Origin of the sequence: Allobosea massiliensis (genome assembly GCF_042655245.1) — a bacterium.
Lineage (GTDB): Bacteria > Pseudomonadota > Alphaproteobacteria > Rhizobiales > Beijerinckiaceae > Allobosea > Allobosea massiliensis.
In genome coordinates this window covers 23634-45046 of the sequence record NZ_JBHSLU010000015.1, presented here as the reverse complement: position 1 = coordinate 45046, position 21413 = coordinate 23634, and the positions used below count along the sequence as shown (strand labels likewise).

General features: G+C 69.0%; 22 protein-coding genes and 1 pseudogene. 13 read left to right on the top strand and 10 right to left on the bottom strand.

Going from position 1 to position 21413, the window contains the following annotated elements; translation table 11 throughout:
• Positions 1-39: 39 nt before the first annotated feature.
• The 3 genes from ACFPN9_RS08320 to ACFPN9_RS08310 all read right to left on the bottom strand — a co-directional run bounded on the left by ACFPN9_RS08320 (position 40) and on the right by ACFPN9_RS08310 (position 4365).
• Positions 40-816 carry a Bax inhibitor-1/YccA family protein gene (locus tag ACFPN9_RS08320; protein WP_066735200.1) on the bottom strand — a complete coding sequence of 259 codons (777 nt, stop codon included), beginning with the start codon at positions 814-816 and terminating at the stop codon, positions 40-42.
• Between the two features lie 218 nt (positions 817-1034).
• Positions 1035-3629, bottom strand: a complete 2595-nt coding sequence (locus ACFPN9_RS08315; protein WP_377816361.1) for an ABC transporter permease — start codon at positions 3627-3629, stop codon at positions 1035-1037.
• Between the two features lies 1 nt (position 3630).
• On the bottom strand, positions 3631-4365 hold the full coding sequence (locus ACFPN9_RS08310) for an ABC transporter ATP-binding protein (protein ID WP_156449895.1): 735 nt from the start codon (positions 4363-4365) through the stop codon (positions 3631-3633).
• 177 nt (positions 4366-4542) lie between these two features.
• On the opposite strand from ACFPN9_RS08310, the gene ACFPN9_RS08305 reads away from it, so the two are divergent.
• The 4 genes from ACFPN9_RS08305 (at position 4543) to ACFPN9_RS08290 (ending at position 7264) form a co-directional block, all read left to right on the top strand.
• On the top strand, positions 4543-5151 hold the full coding sequence (locus tag ACFPN9_RS08305) for an arylesterase (protein ID WP_066735237.1): 609 nt from the start codon (positions 4543-4545) through the stop codon (positions 5149-5151).
• Between the two features lie 99 nt (positions 5152-5250).
• Positions 5251-6306 carry an aldo/keto reductase gene (locus ACFPN9_RS08300; protein WP_066735208.1) on the top strand — a complete coding sequence of 352 codons (1056 nt, stop codon included), beginning with the start codon at positions 5251-5253 and terminating at the stop codon, positions 6304-6306.
• Positions 6307-6392: 86 nt separating this feature from the next.
• Positions 6393-6971, top strand: coding sequence for an RNA 2',3'-cyclic phosphodiesterase (gene thpR, locus ACFPN9_RS08295; protein WP_066735211.1), 579 nt, complete (start codon positions 6393-6395; stop codon positions 6969-6971).
• A 2-nt stretch (positions 6972-6973) separates the two neighbouring features.
• Positions 6974-7264 carry a 4a-hydroxytetrahydrobiopterin dehydratase gene (locus ACFPN9_RS08290; protein ID WP_066735214.1) on the top strand — a complete coding sequence of 97 codons (291 nt, stop codon included), beginning with the start codon at positions 6974-6976 and terminating at the stop codon, positions 7262-7264.
• 9 nt (positions 7265-7273) lie between these two features.
• Here ACFPN9_RS08290 and ACFPN9_RS08285 read toward each other — a convergent pair whose 3' ends face one another.
• Entirely contained in the window at positions 7274-8029 is a 756-nt protein-coding gene (locus ACFPN9_RS08285) for an RluA family pseudouridine synthase (RefSeq protein ID WP_156449896.1), read from the bottom strand.
• A gap of 73 nt (positions 8030-8102) precedes the next feature.
• Here ACFPN9_RS08285 and ftsY point away from each other — a divergent pair, with 73 nt between their 5' ends.
• A complete protein-coding gene (ftsY, locus tag ACFPN9_RS08280; protein WP_066735217.1) occupies positions 8103-9284 on the top strand; it encodes a signal recognition particle-docking protein FtsY in 1182 nt (393 codons plus the stop codon).
• Between the two features lie 44 nt (positions 9285-9328).
• On the top strand, positions 9329-9946 hold the full coding sequence (locus ACFPN9_RS08275; protein WP_066735243.1) for a septation protein A: 618 nt from the start codon (positions 9329-9331) through the stop codon (positions 9944-9946).
• Between the two features lie 2 nt (positions 9947-9948).
• On the opposite strand, the gene ACFPN9_RS08270 is transcribed toward ACFPN9_RS08275, so the two are convergent.
• A complete protein-coding gene (locus ACFPN9_RS08270) occupies positions 9949-10734 on the bottom strand; it encodes an SDR family NAD(P)-dependent oxidoreductase (RefSeq protein ID WP_066735220.1) in 786 nt (261 codons plus the stop codon).
• A gap of 194 nt (positions 10735-10928) precedes the next feature.
• Here ACFPN9_RS08270 and ACFPN9_RS08265 point away from each other — a divergent pair, with 194 nt between their 5' ends.
• A complete protein-coding gene (locus ACFPN9_RS08265) occupies positions 10929-11303 on the top strand; it encodes a YkvA family protein (RefSeq protein ID WP_082735120.1) in 375 nt (124 codons plus the stop codon).
• A gap of 4 nt (positions 11304-11307) precedes the next feature.
• Here ACFPN9_RS08265 and ACFPN9_RS08260 read toward each other — a convergent pair whose 3' ends face one another.
• The gene (locus ACFPN9_RS08260; RefSeq protein WP_066735223.1) at positions 11308-12282 is read right to left on the bottom strand and encodes an NADPH:quinone oxidoreductase family protein; all 975 of its coding nucleotides are present in this window, start codon (positions 12280-12282) and stop codon (positions 11308-11310) included.
• 204 nt (positions 12283-12486) lie between these two features.
• On the opposite strand from ACFPN9_RS08260, the gene ACFPN9_RS08255 reads away from it, so the two are divergent.
• The 3 genes from ACFPN9_RS08255 to ACFPN9_RS08245 all read left to right on the top strand — a co-directional run bounded on the left by ACFPN9_RS08255 (position 12487) and on the right by ACFPN9_RS08245 (position 14891).
• Positions 12487-13101, top strand: coding sequence for a hypothetical protein (locus ACFPN9_RS08255; RefSeq protein ID WP_197431975.1), 615 nt, complete (start codon positions 12487-12489; stop codon positions 13099-13101).
• A gap of 85 nt (positions 13102-13186) precedes the next feature.
• Positions 13187-14407: a dual-specificity RNA methyltransferase RlmN gene (rlmN, locus tag ACFPN9_RS08250; protein WP_066735225.1), complete on the top strand. Its 1221-nt coding sequence runs from the start codon at positions 13187-13189 to the stop codon at positions 14405-14407.
• Positions 14408-14411: 4 nt separating this feature from the next.
• Positions 14412-14891 (top strand): hypothetical protein, encoded by a 480-nt coding sequence (locus ACFPN9_RS08245; protein ID WP_066735227.1) that lies wholly within the window; start codon positions 14412-14414, stop codon positions 14889-14891.
• Positions 14892-15033: 142 nt separating this feature from the next.
• On the opposite strand, the gene ggt is transcribed toward ACFPN9_RS08245, so the two are convergent.
• On the bottom strand, positions 15034-16788 hold the full coding sequence (gene ggt / locus ACFPN9_RS08240; RefSeq protein WP_066735229.1) for a gamma-glutamyltransferase: 1755 nt from the start codon (positions 16786-16788) through the stop codon (positions 15034-15036).
• 191 nt (positions 16789-16979) lie between these two features.
• On the opposite strand from ggt, the gene ACFPN9_RS08235 reads away from it, so the two are divergent.
• The 3 genes from ACFPN9_RS08235 to ACFPN9_RS08225 all read left to right on the top strand — a co-directional run bounded on the left by ACFPN9_RS08235 (position 16980) and on the right by ACFPN9_RS08225 (position 19046).
• Positions 16980-17540: a LemA family protein gene (locus tag ACFPN9_RS08235; RefSeq protein ID WP_245282501.1), complete on the top strand. Its 561-nt coding sequence runs from the start codon at positions 16980-16982 to the stop codon at positions 17538-17540.
• 109 nt (positions 17541-17649) lie between these two features.
• Positions 17650-18441, top strand: a complete 792-nt coding sequence (locus tag ACFPN9_RS08230) for a TPM domain-containing protein (protein WP_067255029.1) — start codon at positions 17650-17652, stop codon at positions 18439-18441.
• The gene (locus tag ACFPN9_RS08225; protein WP_066734238.1) at positions 18441-19046 is read left to right on the top strand and encodes a TPM domain-containing protein; all 606 of its coding nucleotides are present in this window, start codon (positions 18441-18443) and stop codon (positions 19044-19046) included. The genes ACFPN9_RS08230 and ACFPN9_RS08225 overlap by 1 nt, the downstream gene beginning before the upstream one ends.
• A 24-nt stretch (positions 19047-19070) precedes the next feature.
• On the opposite strand, the pseudogene ACFPN9_RS08220 reads toward ACFPN9_RS08225, so the two are convergent.
• The 3 genes and pseudogenes from ACFPN9_RS08220 to ACFPN9_RS08210 all read right to left on the bottom strand — a co-directional run.
• Positions 19071-19424, bottom strand: a pseudogene (locus ACFPN9_RS08220) (YbaN family protein); the annotation flags it as partial.
• 142 nt (positions 19425-19566) lie between these two features.
• Positions 19567-20328 carry a DUF1223 domain-containing protein gene (locus tag ACFPN9_RS08215; protein WP_066734234.1) on the bottom strand — a complete coding sequence of 254 codons (762 nt, stop codon included), beginning with the start codon at positions 20326-20328 and terminating at the stop codon, positions 19567-19569.
• Positions 20329-20395: 67 nt separating this feature from the next.
• Positions 20396-21373, bottom strand: coding sequence for a lipid A biosynthesis lauroyl acyltransferase (locus ACFPN9_RS08210; protein ID WP_066734233.1), 978 nt, complete (start codon positions 21371-21373; stop codon positions 20396-20398).
• Positions 21374-21413 lie beyond the last annotated feature (40 nt).

Sequence of the window (21413 nt, the reverse complement as noted above, 5' to 3'; positions counted from 1 at the left end):
GCTCGATATTCTGGCATGGCCGCCCGAAGGCGGGCTTGGTCACTCCTGCCTGCTGCCGAAGAGCGAGAGCAGCATCTGGAACATGTTGACGAAGTTCAGGTAGAGCGACAGCGCGCCGTTCACCGAGAGCTTCGCGGCCGATTCCGCGTCCAGATCCGAGTAGAGATACATCTCCTTCAGACGCTGGGTGTCCCAGGCGGTCAGGCCGGCGAAGACCAGCACGCCGATGACCGAGATCGCGAAACCGAGCGCGCTCGAGGCCAGGAAGATGTTGACCAGCGAGGCGATCACCAGGCCGATCAGGCCCATGATCAGGAACGAGCCCATGCCCGATAGCGACTTCTTGGTGGTGTAGCCGAAGAGGCTGAGACCACCGAAGGCCGCCGCCGTGATGAAGAACACGCGCGCGATCGACTCACCGGTGAAGACGATGAAGATCGACGACAGCGAAATGCCCATCACCGCCGCGAAGGCGAAGAACATCGCCCGCGCCGTCGAGGAGCTCATGCTCTCCGCCTTGAAGGAGAAGAAGAGGATGAAGGCGAGCGGCGCCAGCATCACGACCCACTTCAGCGGGCTGAGATAGAGCGCCTGGCCGAGCGGCGTCAGCGCCGTGACCTTGCCCGTGGGCGAGACGCCGGCGATGGCGAGCATCGAGATGCCGATGGCGACGAGGCCGGTGATGGCCAGGCCGATCGTCATGTTGTTGTAGACGCCGAGCATGAACGAGCGCAGGCCCTGATCCATCTCGACGGCGCTGGTCTGCTGTGCGCGGCCGGCACCCCAGACTGGAGCATTGCGGTCGAAGTTGCTCATGGAGCGAGTTTCCCCTGAGGTTGATGTCCGGACCGACACCCCGCGGGCGGGGTCCGGTCGTCGCTCACAACAGTGGCGATGCGCAGAATATGAGGGGGTTGCCCGGCCCTTACAAGGGGGCCTCATGGTTAAACGGCGCGACGCATAGAAACGCGACGGCGCCGCCATGCAAAACGGCGGGCCGTCCATGTTTAGCCAGAGTCGTCACCGGCCAGTCGTCACAAATTGCGCAGGTGAGAAGCCGGCGCTTTCGACAGTATTTGCAGCGTGCCCGTCAACCCGAACAGGACGGTCACACCGATGGCGGCAGTCGCGGCCAGTAATGCGCCGGTCGGGTCACTGACGAATTCGATCTTCATCACTTGGGTGACGACGCCCCAGCCGGCGAGAGCGCCCGCGACAACGCCGAAGAGCGCCGAGACGAGGCCGATGGCGGCGTATTCGAGGGCGTACGACGAAAGTATGAAGCGGCGGGTGGCGCCGAGCGTCTTCAGGATCATGGCGTCGTAGAGTCGCGCCCGCTGTCCGGCGGCAAGCGCACCGCCCAGAACCAGCAGGCTGGCGGCGATGGCGAGGCCGGAGGCGCCGCGAATCGCCAGAGCGAGCTGGGCGACGATGGTGTTCACCGCCTCGAGCGCATCCTTGACGCGCACGGCCGTGACCGAGGGAAATTCGACCGCCAGCCGGCGCAGGAGGGCAGCGTCGGAGGAGGCGCCCGCCGCCGCCGCGCCACCGGCCGGTGTGATCGTCGCGAGATTGGTGTGAGGCGCGCCGGCGAAGGTGTTGGGCGAAAACAGCATCACGAAATTGATGCCGAGCGAGCGCCATTCGATGCTGCGCAGATTGGCGACGCGAGCGGTGATGTTGCGGCCCAGCACGTTGACGGTCAGGCGATCGCCGATCTTGAGGCCGATGCCGGCGGCGATCTGGGCGTCGAACGAGACCAGCGGCTCGCCGCGGTAATCGGCCGGCCACCACTCTCCCGCGGCGAGTTTCGAGCCCTCGGGCAGATCCTGCGCATAGGTGATGCCGCGGTCGCCATCGAGAATCCAGGCCGCCTGCTCGCTGGCCTTGATGTCCTCGGCGCGGACGCCGTTGATGGAGACGATGCGACCCCGCATCATCGGCACGCGGTCGAGGGTCGCGCCGGGGCGCTCCTCGCGCAGCAGCGCATCAAAACGCGCCGATTCGGCATTGGGAATGTCCAGGAAGAAGAAGCTCGGCGCCTTCTGGGGCAGAGCCTGCGTCAATTGCCGCGTCAGGCTCGTATCGATGAAGGCGAGCGCCGAGAGCAGGGCGACGCCCAGCCCGAGCGAGAGTACGAGCGAGGGCGTCAGCGCGCCGGGGCGGTGGCTGTTGGCCAGCGCCATGCGCAGTGCCGGGCTCTTCGGCCGCGGCAGCCGCCGGGCCAGGGCCATCAGGCCCCAGGACACGCCGCGCAGCAGCAGGAAGATGCCCGTCATCACCGCGATGTAGATCAGCGCGATACGCCGGTCATAGGCGAAGAGCAGCGCCACGGCGACGAGCCCGGCCACCGCCGCCAGACAGAGCGCGAGGTAGATCGCGCGCGGGCGGCGCGCATCGGGTTGGATCTGATCGCGGAAGAGCGCCGAGACGGGCACGTCATGGGCCCGGCCGAGCGGCAGGATGGCGAAGACAAGCGCCGTGAGCAGCCCGTAGAGGGCGGCGACGCCGAGTTCGCCCGGCGCCAGCGTCGGCTCGAAGGGCACCGGCAGGACGGAGGTCAGCGCGGCGCCGAGCGCGAAGGGTGCGGCTGCGCCGAGAACGAGGCCGATCGCGGTGCCGAGCGCCGCGACCAGCATCACCTCTGTCAGATGGATCGCGACGACGCGGCCCCCGGTGGCACCGACCGCCTTCATGGTGGCGAAGTCGAGCTTCTTGGCCTCGACGAAGCGGCGCACCGCATTGGCGACGCCGACGCCGCCGACCAGCAGGGCGGTGAGGCCGACCAGCGTCAGGAACTGGGTGAAGCGTTCGAGATTGCGCTGGAAGCCCGGATTCGCGTTGGCGCGGGAGCGGATCTCCCAGCCGGCGTCGCGCTGTTGCGTGCCCGCATCGGCGATCAGGGCGGCGAGATCGGCATCGCTCGAAGCCTGCGGCGGCAGGGCGACGCGGTAGGTCCAGCGCACCAGGCTGCCCGGCTGGAGCAGGCCGGTGGCGCGCAGCGCGTCCTGCGACATCATGAGCCGCGGGCCGAAGCCGACGCCCGCCGCGATCTTGTCGGGCTCCGAGACGAGATTGGCGCGAAGTTGGACGCGCGCCGAGCCGACGAGGATGGTGTCGCCCGGCTTCAGCTCGAGACGGCCGAACAGGACGGGATCGGCGACGGCACCGAAAACGCCGTCACGCGCCGAGAGCAGGTCGGCCAACGGGGCGCTGGGCTCCGTCACAAGCTCGCCAATGGCCGGATAGCTGGCATCGACCGCCTTGATCTCGACGAGCGCCGTGCCCTTGTCGCCGGCATTGGCCATGCCGCGCATGGTGGCGATGGTCGAGACGGTGCCGCGCCCGGTGAGGAAGGCCAGTTCCTGTGGCGTCGCCTCGCGGTGGATCAGCCCGAAGGCCGCGTCGCCGCCGAGAATGCGCCGGCCCTCGCGGGAGAGCCCCTCGGTCAGGCCGCGCGAGGCCGAGGCGACGGCGGCGATCGTCATCACGCCGAGCGCGAGGCAGGCGATGAAGACGCCGAAGCCGCGAAAGCCGCCGCGCAGGTCGCGCCAGGCGAGGCGCAGCGCCAGGGCGACCAGCGGTGCGCCGGCCGGAGAGGCGGGAAGGGGCTTGATCGTGCCGTGCATGTCAGCGCGCCGCCATGTCGGCGGAGGCTTCGGTCTGCGCCGCAGCCTCGATGCGTCCCGCCCGCAGGCGCACCGTGCGGTCGCAGAGCGCGGCCAGCGACAGGTCATGCGTGACGAGGACCAGCGTCGCGCCGCGCTCGCGGCGCAGCGCGAAGATCAGATCGACGATCGAGCGGCCGGTGCTCTCGTCGAGATTGCCGGTCGGTTCGTCCGCAACCAGGATCGCTGGGTCGGGCGCGACGGCGCGGGCGATGGCGACGCGCTGCTGCTCGCCGCCGGAGAGCTGGGCAGGGTAATGGTCCATGCGGTCGCCCAGGCCGACATTGCGCAGTTCGGCCTCGGCGCGGGCGAAGGCATCGCCGATGCCGGCGAGTTCGAGCGGCAAGGCGACGTTCTCGCGCGCCGTCATCGTCGGGACGAGGTGGAAGGACTGGAAGACGATGCCGATATGGCGGCCGCGGAACACGGCGAGGCCGTCCTCATCGAGCGCGCCGAGATCCTGCCCCGCGACCTTGACCATGCCGCGGTCGGGGCGCTCCAGGCCGGCCATCGTCATCAGCAGGGTCGACTTGCCGGAGCCGGAGGGGCCGACGAGTCCGGTCGCCTGCCCGGCGGCCAGTGACAAAGAAACACCCTTGAGGATATGGACGCGGGCGGCCGCACGCCCCAAACTAAGCTCGACATCCCGCAATTCGATCGCCGGCTGATCCGTCGGCGGGACGCGCGTATCGCTCATCATTCCATGATCCTGACTTCGATCTTCATCAGCGACCCTGCTCGCAGCCAAACGCGGTCCGAGCAGGGCCAGCCGCCATGCCGTGCCCCAGAGCCGCGATATGGGCGCCGCCGCGCGCTTGTCCAATCTCTCTGCGCCGCTTTTCTGCTCTGTCTCTCCCTGCTGCCGGTCGCGACCATGGCCCAGACACCGCCCCCGAGCCCCGGTTCCGCTCCGGAGCGCACGCTGAAACTGGTCGCTCTCGGCGACAGTCTGACCGCCGGCTACAATCTGCCGGCCAGTGCCGCCTTCCCGCCGGTGCTGGAGCAGGCGCTGCGGGCCAAGGGCCATGCTGTCGAGATCGTGAACGCCGGCGTCTCCGGCGACACCGTCCAGGGCGGGCTCGATCGGCTCGACTGGTCGGTGCCGGATGGCACCGACGGCGTCATCCTCGAACTCGGTGCCAATGACGCGTTGCGCGGGCTCGATCCGGCGGTGACGCGCAAGGGTCTCGAGGCGATCATCACGCGACTGAAGGCGCGCGGCATCCCGGTGCTGCTCGCGGGCATGTACGCCCCGCGCAATCTCGGCACGGAGTATGCTACCCGCTTCGACAGCATCTATCCCGATCTCGCGAAGGCGCACGGGCTGGTGCTGTACCCGTTCTTCCTCGAAGGGATCGCCGGCGACCGCGCGCTCAACCAGCCCGACCTGCTCCACCCCACGGCCGAGGGCGTTCGCGTCATCGTCCGCAACATCCTGCCCACGGTCGAGCGCTTCCTCGCGACGCTGCCGGCCAAAGGCTGATCGTCCCCTCCCGATCTTTCCGGGCGGTCTTCACCGTCCGGAGCGTCGCACCCCGCTCTTTTTGTACCTTTCGCCCGTTCTTTCCGGAGTGACTTCGTCATGGACTATCGTCGTCTCGGCCGCACCGATCTCAAGGTCTCGGTGATCTGCCTCGGAACCATGACCTGGGGCGAGCAGAACACGGAGGCCGAGGGGCATGCGCAGATGGACTACGCGCTCGACCAGGGCGTGAACTTCTTCGACACGGCGGAACTCTACTCGATCCCGCCCAAGGCGGAGACGCAAGGGTCCACCGAGCGCATCATCGGCAACTGGTTCAAGGCGCGCGGCAACCGTGACAAGGTGATCCTCGCCTCCAAGGTCTGCGGGCGCGGCGGCAACACCTGGTTCCGCGACGACAAGAGCCCGACGCGTGTCACGCGCAAGCAGATCCGCGAGGCGGTCGAGAAGAGCCTGCAGCGGCTGCAGACGGACTATATCGACCTCTACCAGATCCATTTTCCCGAGCGGCCGATGCCCTGGGGCTCGAACCCGACGCGCTTCTCCAAGGCCGCCTTCGAGCGCCCCGCCGATGAGACGCCGATCGCCGAGCAGCTCGACGCCTTCGCGGAGATCGTGAAGGAGGGCAAGATCCGCCATCTCGGCCTCTCCAACGAGAGCGCCTGGGGCACGATGAGCTTCGTGCGCGACGCCGAGACGCGTGGCGGGCCGCGCGTGCAGTCGATCCAGAATGCCTACAACCTGCTCAACCGCACCTTCGAGACGGCGCTGGCCGAGATCGCGATCCGGGAGGATGTCGGGCTGCTCGCCTATTCGCCGCTCGGCCAGGGGTTCCTGACCGGAAAGTATCTCGACGGGGCGCGGCCGGCCGGCGCGCGCACGACGCTGTTCGACCGCGGCCAGCGCTACCAGACGCCGGGCGCGGAGGATGCGATCAAGCGTTACATCGCCCTGGCGCGGGAGCATGGACTCGATCCGGCGCAGATGGCGCTGGCTTTCGTCAACTCGCGTGCCTTCGTCACCGCCAACATCATCGGCGCGACCTCGATGGAGCAACTCAGGACCGACATCGCCTCGATCGACGTCACGCTGTCGCCGGAGCTCGAGGCGGGAATCGACGCGATCCACCAGCTCGTCGGCAATCCCTGCCCCTGAGACGCCTCAAGGGCGCTGCCCTGTCGGGCAGCGCCTGCCCGGCATTTCGTCTCGCCAGAGTCACAAAAAACTGGCACTGATTCGGCATGCCGAGGCTGTTCACAGCGCTTGAGATTCCCGCCGAGGTCGCTGCGGCGCTCACGCCCCATCGGGGCGGCCTATCCGGGGCGCGCTGGATCGATCCACCGGATTACCACATCACCCTGCGCTTCCTGGGCGATGTCGACCGGCGCACGGCCAATGATGTCGATGCTTTTCTGGGCGACATCCAGTCCTATCCCTTCGAGGTCACGCTGGACGCGCTCGGCACGTTCGGCGGGGACAAGCCGCGTGCGGTCTATGCGCGGGTCCAGCCGACGCCGCGGCTGACCGAACTCCAGGCCGATCTCGAGCGGCTGATGCGGCGCCTCGGCCTGCCGGCGGAGGGCCGCAAATTCGTGCCGCATGTGACGCTGGCGCGGCTGCGGGACACCTCCCCGCTCGACGTCGCGCATTTTCTCAGCCTGCACCCGATCGTGCGGCCGATCAGCTTCACGGCGCGGCGTCTCGCCCTGATGTCGTCGCGCGATTCGGTCGGCGGCGGGCCCTATGTGCTGGAGGCGGCCTATCCGCTCGGCCCGTCCTATCCGAACCGGCCGATGCGGGGGGATCATCAGCGGAGATGACCATGCCCAAGCGCCTCGGACCCGACGCCCTGAAGGAGGCGCTGACGACGCTGACCGGGTGGACACGCGTCGAAGGGCGCGAGGCGATCACCAAGCGCTATGTCTTCCGCGATTTCAGCGAGGCCTTCGGCTGGATGACGCGGGTCGCGCTGGTGGCCGAGACGATGGGCCACCACCCCGAATGGTTCAATGTCTACCGGACGGTCGAAGTGACGCTGGCCACGCATGATGCGGGCGGGCTGACGGAGCTCGACGTCCGCCTCGCCCATGCGATGGATGCGCTGCGCCTATAGCGCGAGGCGCTATCCGCTCCAGCCGCAGGCCCGCAGAGCTGCCAGCATATGCGGCGGCGGCGGTGCCTCGACCCGGATCGGCGGTTTCTTTCGATAGAGCGGCACGGTGACGGAGCGGGCGTGAAGCTGCAGGCCCGGGCCGCCCTCGCGCGGGGCATCGCCATAGATCTCGTCGCCCAGCATGGGCCAGCCCGATTCCGCGCAATGGACACGCAGCTGGTGGGTGCGGCCGGTCAACGGCTCCAGCTCGAGCCAGGCGAGCGGGCCGGCCTCGCCCTGTCCATGCCCCATCACGCGGTAGCGCGTCTGCGAGGGCAGGCCGTCGGGATCGACCTTCATCCACCAGCCGCGATCGGGTGCCCGCTTGGCCAGCGGCAGGTCGATCAGCCCTGACTCGGCGGCCGGGCTGCCCTGCACGATCGCCCAATAGCTCTTGTCGATCGTTCCGTCACGGAACATCTGGTTGAGCTCGGCCATGGCGCGCGGGTGGCGGCCGAGGATCAGGCAGCCCGAGGTGTCCTTGTCGAGGCGGTGCGCGGCCTCGGGCCGGCGCGGCAGGCCGAAGCGCAGCGCGTCGAGATGGTCGGTCAGGACGGGGATGACCCGGCGCTTGGCCTGGGGCCCGCGATGCGAGGGCAGGCCGGCCGGCTTGTCGATGACCAGCATCATCGCGTCGCGGTAGAGCAGCGGGACCGGCAGTTCGGGCTCCGGCCGGCCGGGATCCGGGCTCGGCTGCGAAATCTCTGGTCGCTCGGGCGTGGTCATGGCATTGCGCTAGCGAAGGCCTCCCTTGGGCGCAAGCACGAGCCGCTGCGCGGCAGAGGCGACGGAACGAGTGATGAGCGAGAACGAACCGAAGAAGCGCGGCTTCTTTTCGAGATTGTTCGGCAGCGAGCCCGAACCGGCGGCTCCCGCCCCGGCCACGCCGGAGGCTGCGGAGAGGCTTCCCGAGGCGCCGGCCGATGCTCCGCGTCCGGCAGACGAGGTCGCGTCCGAGGCGGCGAGCCCGCTGCCGATCGCCATGCCCGAACCGGCGCCGGTCCAGGCCGCGCCGGTCCTGAGCGCTCCCGTCCCGGCGCCTGCGCCCGAGCCGAAGCGGAGCTGGTGGCGGCGCCTGACGGAGGGCCTGTCGCGGACCTCCTCGGCCCTGACGACCGGCATCACCGACCTTTTCACCAAGCGCAAGCTCGATGCGGGAACGCTGGAAGACCTCGAAGACATCCTGATCCAGGCCGATCTCGGGCTCGCTACCGCCGCGCGCGTCGCCAAGGCGGTCGGCGAGGGGCGCTACGACCGGCAGATCGAGCCCTCCGAGGTCAAGGCGATCCTGGCGCGCGAGGTCGAGGCGATCCTGTCGCCGGTCGCCCAGCCGCTGGTGATCGACGCCACGAAAAAGCCGTTCGTGATCCTGATGGTCGGCGTCAACGGCTCCGGCAAGACGACGACGATCGGCAAGCTGGCGGCCAAGTTCCGGGCCGAGGGCCGGTCGGTCATGCTGGCGGCAGGCGATACCTTCCGCGCGGCGGCGATCGAGCAGCTCAAGGTCTGGGGCGAGCGCACGGGGGCGGAGGTCGTCTCCGGCAACCAGGGCGCGGACGCCTCGGGGCTCGCCTTCGAGGCGCTGCAGAAGGCGAAGTCGGCCGGCACAGACGTACTGCTGGTCGACACCGCCGGGCGGCTGCAAAACAAGACGGGGCTGATGGACGAACTCGCCAAGGTGGTCCGCGTCATCCGCAAGCTCGATCCGGAGGCGCCGCATGCGGCGCTGCTCGTGCTCGACGCCACCGTCGGCCAGAACGCGCTCAGTCAGGTCGAGGCTTTCGGCGACACGGCCGGCGTTACCGGGCTGGTGATGACCAAGCTCGACGGCACGGCGCGCGGCGGCATCCTGGTGGCGCTGGCGGCGAAGTTCGGCCTGCCGGTGCATTTCATCGGCGTCGGCGAAGGCGTCGAGGATCTGGAGCCGTTCTCGGCGCGTGATTTCGCCCGCGCCGTGTCGGGGCTGGACGAGGCGGCGTGAGAGCGGCCGGCGACATGAACAGGCAGGACGAGATGAGCGACAGCATGGCGCAGCCCCCCGCGGCGAAGGGCCGCCCGATCCACCCGCTGCTCAAGCTGGCGTTGGAATTCGGGCCGCTCGCGATCTTCTTCTTCGCCAATTCCTATGGCGACCGGCTGTTCGGCGTCGCCTCCGACCGGCGCATCTTCGTCGCCACCGGCATCTTCATCGTCGCCTCGCTGGTGGCGCTGGCGGCGTCGCGCATCCTGATGGGCTATCTGCCGCGCATGGCGATCGTGAACGCGGTCGTGGTCACCGTCTTCGGCGGGCTGACCATCGCGCTGGACGACGCCTTCTTCATCAAGGTGAAGCCGACCATCGTCAACGCGCTGTTCGGCTGCGTGCTGCTGGGGGGCCTGTATTTCGGCCGCTCGCTGCTGGCGCTGGTGCTGGAATCCGTGATGCAGCTCGACGAGGAGGGCTGGCGCAAGCTGACCCTGCGCTGGGGGTTGTTCTTCTTCGTGCTGGCGGCGCTGAACGAGATCGTCTGGCGCACGCAGAGCCAGGATTTCTGGGTCGCCTTCAAGGTCTGGGGCGTGATGCCGCTGACCATGGTTTTTGCCTTGGCGCAGACGCCGCTGATCCTGAAGCACGAGATCAAGGCGGCGAAGGCGGGCGAGTAAGGCTATTTCGGCGCCATGCGCAGGGCGCCGTCGAGGCGGATGGCGCTGCCATTGAGCATGTCGTTCTCGACGATGCTCTTCACCAGCCTGGCATATTCCGCCGGCTTGCCCAGACGCGAGGGGTGCGGGACGGAGACGGCGAGCGAGGCGCGCGCCTCCTCGGGCAGGCCGTCGAACATCGGCGTCTCGAACAGGCCGGGCATGATCGTCATGACGCGGATGCCGGAGGCGGCGAGTTCGCGCGCGATCGGGAGCGTCATGCCGGCGACGCCGGCTTTCGAGGCGGCATAGGCAGCCTGGCCGATCTGGCCGTCCTCGGCCGCGATCGAGGCGGTGCAGATGAAGACGCCGCGCCCGCCATCGGCGGTGACGGGCTCGAGGGCGGCCAGCGCCGCCGCCGATTTCGCGAGCATCCGGAAGGTGCCGGTCAGGTTGATGGCGAGCGCCTTCTCGAACAGGGCCGTGTCATGGGCGACGAGTTCGCCGGTCTCGCGCTTCTTCGAGACGATGCGGCGGCCGGGCGCGATGCCGGCGCAGTTGACGAGGATTCGCGCCACGCCCTGGGCCGCCCGCGCCTTGGCCAGAGCCTCGTCGACGGACGCTTCGCTGGTGACGTCGCAGGGAACGAAGAGGCCGCCGATCTCGGCCGCGACCTTTTCGCCCCGCTCGGCGTTGAGGTCGAACAGCGCGACCTTGGCGCCCTGCGCGGCGAGCATGCGGGCCGTGGCCTCGCCGAGGCCGGACGCGCCGCCGGTGACGATCGCGGCGACGGAGGAATCGATCTGCATGGCGTGTCCCGGGATCTGATGCGACGCTTTCAGCGTTTAGTGGCCGTGGCTCCGTCCTCCAAGGCGGTTTCTTGCACCGCCCGCTGGGCAGACCTCTTGCAGCGGATATCCGCGGGGCCACATCTTTCGACAGGGCGGGCCCCGTCTCATGACGTCATGATGATGTCCCGCAACGCGCCCTCAGGAGGGGCCAGATGAGCGACGGTTTCACCTCCCGCTTCACCGAGGAGGAAATGGCGGCGATCCGCAAGAGCCTGCGCGACGAGGCGCGATTCGGGTCGGAGTTCTTCGCGCGGCTGAAGCGCGTCGCGAAGCGCATCCCGTTTTCGGAGGATCTGCTGGCCGCCTGGATTTGCGCGCGCGATCCGTCGACGCCGCGACGCGTGCGGATGACGCTGCTGGCGGCGCTCGGCTATTTCGTGCTGCCGCTCGACGCGCTGCCCGACATCATGCCGTTGCTCGGCTTTACCGACGATGCGGCGGTCATCGCGGCCGCCGTCGCGGCTGTCGCCGGTTCGATCACGCCCGAGCATCGCGAGAAGGCCAAGCGGGCCATGGCGGAGCTGTGAAGGCTCACAGCGTCAGCACGATCTTGCCTCGCGCCTTGCGGTCGCCGATCAGCGCATAGGCTTCCGTCCAGCGCTCGAGCGGGATCTCGGCATGGACATGGGCGCGGATTCGACCCTCCGCGACCCAGCCCAGCAGCCGCTCCATATTGGCGCGCTGGGCGCCCGGCTGGCGCTTGACGAAGTCGCCCCAGAAGACGCCGCGAAGGTCGCAGCCCTTCAGCAGCAGCAGGTTGAGCGGGATTTTCGGAATGCCGCCACCGGCGAAGCCGACGACGAGATAGCGCCCTTCCCAGCCCATCGAGCGGAGCGCCGGCTCGGCGAGATCGCCGCCGACCGTGTCGTAGAGCACGTCGACGCCGTGGCCCTCGGTGAGGCGGCGCAGCGCGGCGCGCAGATCCTCGCTTCCGTAATCAATGGCTTCAATGGCGCCGTGCTCGCGGGCGAGGGCGATCTTTTCCGCCGAGGACGCGCAGGCGATGACGCGGGCGCCGAGCAGAGCGCCGATCTCGACGGCGGCGAGGCCGGCACCGCCGGAGGCGCCGAGCACCGCCAGCGTTTCGCCGGGCTGGAGTTGCGCGCGCTGGATCAGCCCGTGCAGGGCCGTGCCATAGGTGACGAAAAGCCCCGCCGCCTGTGCATCCGAGAGGCCATCGGGAATGGGAATGACATTTTCGGCCGGGACGACGACGCGCTCGCGGGCGGCGCCATAGCCGAGCCAGGCGGCGACGCGCTCGCCGATGCGCCAGCCGGAGACGCCCTCGCCCAGCGCCACGACCGTGCCGGCGCATTCCGCGCTCGGCGAGAACGGCAGGTCGGGCTTGGTCTGGTAGCGGTTCTCGATGATAAGCGTGTCGAAGAAGTTGAGCGCCGCCGCCTTGACCGCGATCGCGATCTCGCCGGGGCCGGGTTGCGGCTCGGGAAGGTCGCGCAGGGCCAGCATCTCGGCCGGGCCGTGGCGTTCGCAGAGCAGCGCCTTCATCGTCACATCTCCCTCGCCGCCGCCGGCTTCACCCGTTTCGGGTGCGACTGTGCCATGGCGGCGGCGCCTGCGAAACGTGGCGGAGACCGCGCCGGCATTCGCATTTTCGCCAGGATCATGGCACTCTATCCGCCTGCCTCAGCCATCGCGCCCGTCAACGGGTGGTAAAGGCAGTGTTAAGATTTTTAATGATTGATGGCGGCCATGATCAGCTCGATTCTTCGTCCCGGCGTTCCCGCCTCGCGCCGCGTCCCCCTTCTGCCGACGTTGCTCGCAGGCTGCCTCGGCGTCGCGCTCCTTGCCTCGGCCGCGCAGGCCCAGCAGCAGCAGCGTGGACGCCCTGCGGCCGCCGCAGCAGCGCCCGCCGCCGCTGGCCAGGGCCAGGCGATGCTGCTGGAGACCGCCGGCAAATGGCAGGCCTTCACCTCGCAGCAGGGCCGCTCCAAAGTATGCTACGCCCTTTCCAAGGCCGAGACGCGGTTGCCTGCGAATCTCAAGGACGTCGAGGGGCTGCTCTTCGTCGCGACACGCCCGGCCGAGGGCGTGCGCAACGAGATCAGCTTCGTGATGAATTTCGATCTCAAGGAAGATGTCGAGCATCAGGCGATCATCGGTTCGGAGCGTTTCGCGCTGGTCGCCAAGGGCCAGAACATGTGGCTGAAGAACCCGGCCGAGGAGCCGCGCATGCTGGATTCGCTGCGCAGAGGCTCGGGGCTCGAGATCAAGGGCACCTCGAAGCGCGGCAATCCGACCTCGGACAAGTATTCGCTCGCAGGCATGAGCCAGACGGTGAAGCGCGCTGAAGACGCCTGCAAATAGGCCTGCGATTTCTCTGGCGCGCGTTCTCGTGCTATGAGCCCGCCCCAATGCGGGCCGCGACCGTCCGCCCCGAGCCAGAGTTCCGATGACCGTGACCGTCCTTGAACCCGCCGCCCCGGCGGCCGAACCCGTTTTGCAGCGGCCTTCGCTGGTCGGGCGCACGCGCGCCGGCCTCGCCGCCGCGCTGGCCGAGATCGGCGTTCCGGAGAAGGAACGGCGCATGCGCGTCGGCCAGCTCTGGAACTGGATCTATCATTACGGCGTGCGCGACTTCGCGGCGATGACCACGATCGGCAAGGGGCTGCGCGGCGCCCTGGCCGAGCGCTTCACGCTCGATCTGCCGGAGGTTACCGCCGAGCAGATCTCGACCGACGGCACCCGCAAATGGCTGATGCGGATGGCGCCGACCGGCCCGCGCGACCGCGGCGCCGAGATCGAATGCGTCTACATCCCCGAGGTCGATCGCGGCACGCTCTGCGTCTCGAGCCAAGTCGGCTGTACGCTGACCTGCACCTTCTGCCACACCGGCACGCAGCGCCTGGTGCGCAACCTCACCACCGAGGAGATCGTGGCGCAGCTGATGGTGGCGCGCGACCGGCTCGGCGATTTCCCGAACCGCGAGGCCCCCGGCGGCGCCTTCGTGCCGAAGGATGGCGGGCGCTTCGTCTCCAACATCGTCTTCATGGGCATGGGCGAGCCGCTCTACAATTTCGACGGCGTGCGCGACGCGATCGACGTCATCTCCGACAATGAGGGGCTGTCCCTCGGGCGCCGTCGCATCACGGTGTCGACCTCGGGCGTCGTGCCCCAGATCGGCCCGCTCGGCGACGAGATGGGCACGATGCTGGCGATCTCGCTGCATGCGGTCCGCGACGATCTGCGCAACGAACTCGTGCCGCTGAACAAGAAGTACCCGATCGCCGAACTGCTCGAGGCCTGCCGGACCTATCCCGGCGTCTCGAACGCCAAGCGCATCACGTTTGAGTATGTCATGCTCAAGGGCGTCAACGACAGCGATGCCGAGGCGCGCGAGCTGGTGCGGCTGCTCAAGGGCATCCCGGCCAAGATCAACCTGATCCCGTTCAATCCCTGGCCCGGCACGAAATACGAATGCTCAGACTGGGACCGGATCGAGCGCTTCTCCGAGATCGTCTTCCGCGCCGGCTATGCCTCGCCGGTGCGCACGCCGCGGGGGCGCGACATCCTCGCCGCCTGCGGACAGCTCAAGAGCGAGACCGAGAAGCTCTCCGCCCGGGCCCGGCTGATGCTGGACCAGGAGGAAGCGGCCGCGGCGAACGCCGGCTGACCCGATGCTGCGCTGGCTCCTGCTGATTCCGTTCGCACTGGTGATGGCGATGGCTGCCGGCCTCGTCGCGATGATGGTCGCCAGCGTCGTCTCGCCGGGCCTCGCGCTGCTGATCGGCGGCGGCTTCGAGCGTCTGCTCGACGCGCTGTTCGGACTGGCTGACCTGGGCATCGATCCGGGGCCGACCGCGGAGGCCGCCTTCGTGCTGCTCGGCCGGCTGGGCTTTGCGATCATCGTCGCGCCGGTCGTGCTGGTTGCGGTCGGCTGCGAGCTGTTCTCGCTGCGCAGCGGCCTCATCCAGAGCGGGCTCACCGGCCTGCTCGCGGCGCTGCTGCCGCTCGGCATGCTCGGGTTGGCGCGTGCCCCGACGGGAGCCGAGGTGCAGGTCCTCGGCGGGCTCGTGCTGGTCGGCGCGGCGACGGGCTTCGTCTACTGGCTGATCGCGGGGCGCAGCGCCGGCGGCGAGCGGCGCGAGCCGGTCTGACCGGCAGGGGTTCGACCGGGTTCGGCTGGGTATGACCCAGTGCTACCGCCGCGCCAACACGCTGGTTTTCCAGCCAAAATCTGCGGCCATCCCTGATCTCAGTTCGGCTTTGGCCATTAGCACGCGCGTTCGCAGCCCCTTGCTAATCCCCGATCGCAACACCCTCCCGGCGCCCATCCGCTCCGCCGACGAAGCCTTCCGGCGTCTTGACGATCGCCTGGATGCCCGATGTCATCTCGAGCAGGCGGATTTCGTGGCCCTTCGTCTCCAGCGCCGCCTTCCACCCTTCTGCCTCGGTGCCCTTCTCCAGCTCGGTCGGGCCGTTGCGGCTGCCGAAATTGCCGAGATCGACGGCGGCCTGCGGGTCCATCTTCCAGTCGAGCAGGGCGACGAGCGTCTTGGCGACATAGCCGATGATCTGGCTGCCGCCGGGCGAGCCGACCACGGCATAAAGCCGGCCGAAGGCGTCGAAGACCAGCGTCGGCGCCATCGAGGAGCGCGGGCGCTTGCCCGGCTCGACGCGGTTGGCGACCGGCTTGCCGTCCTCCTCCGGCACGAAGGAGAAATCGGTCAGCTCGTTGTTGAGCAGGAAACCGCCCGCCGTCATCAGCCTTGCGCCGAAGCCGTCCTCGATGGTGGTGGTCATCGAGACGGCGTTGCCATCGCCGTCGACGACCGAGATGTGGCTGGTTCCGTTCTCGATGCCCTCCGAGGGCGCCAGCAACCCCGCCCGCTTGTTGGGCGGTTCGCCGGCCTTGGCGCGGCCCATCGAGCGTTCGGGGCTGATCAGCCCGGCGCGCGAGCGGATGTAGTCGCGGTCGATCAGGCCGGGCAGGGGAATGCCGACGAAGGCGGGATCGGCGAGATAGAGGTTGCGGTCGGCGAAGGCGAGGCGGCCGGCCTCCGAAAACCAGTGCGCGGCCTCCGCGCCGGGACCCATCCGTGGGAGATCGCGCGTTTCGAGCATGCCGAGCATCTGCTGCACGGCGACCGCGCCCGAACTCGGCGGGCCCATGCCGCAGAGGCGCCAGACCCGGTAGGCGCCGCAGACCGGCTCGCGCTCCTCGACGCGGTAGGCGGCGAGATCTGCCATCGTCATGTCGCCGGGATTGGTCGCGTGGCCGGTCACGGTCGCGACGATGTCGCGCGCGATCTCGCCCTCGTAGAAGGCGCCCGCGCCGTGCTCGGCCAGAGCGCGCAGCGTCGCGGCGAAGGCGGGGTTGCGAAGGATCGTGCCGACCGCTTTCGCCCGGCCGTCGGCCTCGTAGAAATAGGCCGCGGCACGGGCGTCCTTCGCCAGGTTCCTTTCGCCGGACAAAAGCCCGTTCAGGCGCGGGGAGATGGCAAAGCCGTCTTCCGCCAGTCTGATCGCCGGAGCGAGCACCTGTGGCCAGGGCAGTTTCCCCCAGCGGCGATGCGCCTCCTCCAGCAGCCTCGGCGTGCCGGGAACCCCGACCGACCGCCCACCGACGACCGCGTCGACGAATCGCATCGGCTTGCCGTCCTGTCCGATGAAGCGGTCGGGTTTCGCCGCGGCGGGCGCCGTCTCGCGGCCGTCGAGCGTGATCACCCGCCGGGCCGCCTCGTCCCAATGGACCAGGAAGGCGCCGCCGCCGAGGCCCGAGCTCTGCGGCTCGACCAGGTTCAGCACGAGCTGGACGGCGATGGCGGCATCGACCGCGCTGCCGCCGGCGCGCAGGATGTCGCGCCCCGCGGCGGCGGCGAGCGGATTGGCGGCGGCGACCATGAAGCGCTGGGCGGTGGCGGTGGCTTTCGCGGTCCGACCCGTCGCGGCCTCGGGCGCCGGGGCAAGCGGCTGGGCCTTGGCCGGCGCCGCCATCAGCAGGAGCAGGGCGCAGGCGAGGATGCGGGGGCGGTGGCCGGGAATCAGGGGCATGGCGATGGTCCGCTGGCGGGTCCTGCCGCCAGCCTAGCGCAAGCCGGCGAGCGCGCCATCACCCCGTGCCGCTTGGAGCGATCCCATGCGGCGTCTAAGGTCGCGTTCGTCTTCGTCGTCCGATCGTGCCAAGGGGGCCCGGCATGTCGCTTTCGTCCGTCTCGAAAACCCGCCATCCGTTCGCGGTGCTGATGGCCGCCCTGCTGGGCCTCGCCCTCGCCGGCTGCGGCGTCAACAATGTCCCGACGCTGGAGGAAAAGGCTAAGGCGAGCTGGGGCGAGGTGCAGAACCAGTATCAGCGGCGGGCCGACCTGATCCCGAACCTGGTCGAAACGGTGAAGGGCTTCGCCGCGCAGGAGCGCGAGGTGCTGACCGCGGTCATCGAGGCGCGCGCCAAGGCGAGCCAGGTCAAGGTCGACGCCTCGACGATCACCGATCCGGCCAAATTCAAGGAATATCAGGAGGCGCAGAACCAGCTCAGCGGGGCGCTGGGCCGGCTGCTGGTCACGGTCGAGCGCTATCCGGAGCTGAAATCCAACCAGAACTTCCTGGCGCTCCAGTCCCAGCTCGAAGGCACAGAGAACCGCGTCGCCGTGGCGCGGCGCGACTACATCCAGGCTGTCCAGGCCTTCAACACCGAGATCCGCACCTTTCCGGGCGTCATCTGGGCCCGGCTGTTCTGGGGCGCGAAGCCGATGGAGAGCTTCGCGGCGACGGCGGGGGCCGAGCGGCCGCCGGCTGTGAAGTTCTGAGGGCGCTCGACGGGGCAGGGCCATGCTGCTGACCTCTCCGTCATGCTCGGGCTCGACCCGAGCATCTTTTGGAAGAGATTCTCGGGTCCTCGCTTCGCTGCGCCCGAGAATGGCGGCTGTGTGCCTCGCTCTGCTGACGACCCTGATTGGTTCGCTCGCGCTGGCCGCCGATCCCTCCTACCCGGCCCTCTCCGGCCGCATCGTCGATGGCGCCAAGCTGATCGCGGCGGAGCCGCGCCAGCGGATCGAGGGCAAGCTCAAGGCCCATGAGGACAAGACCTCGGACCAGATCGTGGTCGCGACGGTGCCGTCCCTGCAGGGGCTGAGTATCGAGGACTACGCCAACGGCCTGTTCCGGTTCTGGAAGCTCGGCCAGGCCAAGACCAATAACGGCGTCCTGCTGCTGGTCGCGCCGACCGAGCGCAAGGTCCGCATCGAGGTGGGCTATGGGCTGGAGGGGGCGCTCACTGACGCGCTCTCCAAGGTCATCATCACGACGGCGGTGGCGCCCAAGTTCAAGGCGGGCGACTTCGCCGGCGGCATCGAGGGCGGTGTCGACGCCATCCTGAGCATCCTCGCCGGCGACGCCGAGGAGTGGCAGCGGCGCGCGAGCGTGCGCAGCGACGAGACATCCACGGTCGACATCATCGCGATGGTGGTCATGATCGCGCTGGTCCTGATCATCGTCGCGGCCTTCATCCGGGAATTCGGCGGTACCGATGCGTCGCGTCGGCACCGCCTGCGCAACGGGCGCTGGGTGACGCTGCCGCAAAGCTCCGGCTGGAGCACGGGGTCGGGCGGAAGCTGGAGTTCGGGATCCGGTGGCGGGTCGAGTTCGAGCGGCGGCTTCTCCGGGGGGGGCGGATCGTCGGGCGGCGGCGGGGCTTCGGGAGACTGGTGATGGACGAGCAGGACCGGCAGGCGATCGCCGACGCCGTGCGCGAGGCCGAGGGCCAGACAGCGGGCGAGATCGTGGTCATGATCGACCGCGCTGCGGGGAGCTATCGGACGATACCGGTGGTGATGGCGCTGACGCTCGCGCTGCTGGTGCCCTGGCCGCTGCTCGCGATGACGGAGACGAGCGCGCCGCGCATCTTCCTGATCCAGCTGATCTGTGCCGTGCTGCTGCTCGCGACGCTGCTCTGGTATGGCCGCGGCGGGCGCTTCGTGCCCGGCTTCATCAAGCGCAGGCGGGCGCACGAGGTGGCGCTGCGCGAGTTCACGGCGCGGGGGCTGAGCCGCACGCGGCAGCGCACGGGCGTGCTGCTCTACATCGCGATCCAGGAGCGCTATGCCGAGATCATCGCCGACAGCGGCATCGACGGCCGGGTCGAGCAGGCAGTGTGGGACGAGATCGTCGAGGCGGTCGTCATCGCGGGACGTGACGACCGGCTTCGCGAAGGGGTCGTCACCGCGGTGCGGGCGATCGGCGCCGTCCTGGCGAACCATACGCCGCGCTCGCCCGACGACATCGACGAGCTGCCGAACAGCGTCATCCTGCTCTGAGTACCCCGAGCGCGGGAGCGGGCGTCAGGCGGAGACGTCCGCCGGTTCCGGCCGTCGCCAGACATAGATGAGAACGCCGATCATCCCCGCCGCTACGACGGCCTGAAGCTGGCGGGAAGCGGTCTCGAGGAAGATCAGCGAGAAGCTTGCCAGCATGCTGAACGTGACGATCCATTTTACGGGGCGCGAGACGGCGCCCGAGGTCTGCCAGTTGCGAATCAGCTTGCCGAAACGCGGATGCGTCGTCAGCCACGTCTCCATCCGCGGCGAGGACCGCGAGAAGCAGGCCGTGGCGAGGACGAGAAAGACGATCCCGGGAACCAGCGGCACGACCAGCGCAACGACGCCGATGGCGACACAGAGGCAGCCGAGAGCAACGTAGAGCGGACGTTGTCATGCCGGCTTTAGCGAGGGGGTAGGTTCCACGGCCGCCCTCTGGACGTTCGATCGAGACGCCGGAGCTTCTGCCGCAGCGTGACGCGCCTTGCAACCACCCCGCGCTGCAGCGGTGGATCCGTGATCAACGGTCGACGCCGCGCGCCGCCGCAAGCACCGTGGACGGCATGACGCCGGATTTTCCCTGCCGCTCGGCCTGGATCAGGACAACGTAGCTGTCGACTTCGGGGCCTTGCGTGACGCCGAGCGGAGCCGTGACAGTCGCAGGCCGGCCGTCCCAATCGCCGATGCGGGTCATGCCGCGTACGACATTGGCATAGGCCACCGTCTTGCCCTGGTTCTCGCCGCGGGCGATCGGCACCGTGACCATCTTTGTCGTGGTCGCGACCCAGACGCCAGCGGTGCGCTCCTGCACATCACCAACCGGGACCAATGTCACCACGAGCTGCCCATCGGCTTCCTTCACGGCCAGCTTCGCGACGAAGCCGCCGCCCGGGGGGGCTTTCGAGGCGCGTTCGATCTCGCCTCGATCCGATCCGACGACATGCGCTGCACCGTTGATCACGGCCTGGGGCGTGTAGACCTGTCCGTCCCCGCGCGCCTTGGCATAATACTTCTGGCGCTTGGCGAAGCTGTCCTTGCCGAGCGTGTCCTTCCAGCCGAGATAATCCCAGTAGGTCACCGGCAGCGTCAGGGTGATGATGTCCCGCTGCTTGGCGAGGTCGACGAAGAGGGCGTCGGCCGGCGGGCAGGAAGAGCAGCCCTGGCTGGTGAAGAGCTCCACCACCGCCCGGGGCTGGAGGTCCGGCACCTGAGCGCGCGCCGCGTCTGCGCCCAGCAGGAGCAGGGCGGCAGCGGCGGAGAGGAGGGGCGCGGAACGTTTCATGGCCTGAACTCGGCGAGATCTTGCATCTCAGGCGTTACCAAAGCGCCCCATTCGTCTCACTTCAAAATCACGTTGCCTTGAAAACAGGGGAGGGTGCAACGGCTGGTGCCTCGGCGGCGGCGGCCGAGATCATGTTCGGGCGCCAGCGGCGATGCATCCAGAGCCATTGCTCGGGATGTTCGCGGACCCAGCCCTCGACCACGGCGGTCATCATCGCCATGGCGCCCTGGACGTCGATCTCGCCGGCCGCGTCGCGGGGCAGGTCGAGCGGCGGCGTCAGCTGCAGCCGGAAGCGCTGGTTCGGCAGGCGGATGACGCGCACGCCATGCACCGGGCATTCGAAGCGGCGGGCGAATTTGCCGAGGATCGGGTTGGTCAGGGCCGGGCGGCCCATGAAGGGCACCACGACGCCGCGGGTGAAGTGCTGGTCGATCAGCATGCCGAGATGGCCGTCGCGCTCGAGCACGCCCTGCATGGCGAAGGCGGCGCCCTGCTTCGCCGCGGCGAGCCCGCCCATCGCGCCGGAGCGGATCTCGTGGACGACGGCGGCGATCGCCGGGTCGTTGGGCGCCCGGAACACGGCCGTCGTTTCGAGATCGTAGGCCTGCGCGCAGATCGCCGGCAGTTCCCAATTGGCGAGATGCGCCGAGAAGATCAGGCCGGGCCTGGCATCGTCCTTCAGCGCGATGAAATGCTCGATGCCCTCGACCTCGACGCGGGAGGGCGCGTCGGGGTTGAGGTAGTCGTAGTCGAACAAGGTGGCGAGATGGGCGTATTCGGCGGCGGTGCGGCCCAGATTCTCCCAGGCGCCTCGCGCGATGCGGCGCACCTCGGCCTCGTCCATCCCCGGAAAGGCCGCGCGGATATTGGCGAGCGCGACGCGGTTGACCGGAATCAGCGGGCTCGCCGTGCGCAGCAGCCAGCCGCCGAGATCGCTCGACCGCTCCGGTCCGAGCAGGCGCAGGAAGCCGAAGAGGGCCCGGATCAGGCCGATCATCACCGCCGCGCCTGCGCGTGCGGCGATTGTTTTCAAGCGTCTCAAGATCGGCCCGGTCCTCTCGCGCCCCTCTGGCCGTCGCGGCCGG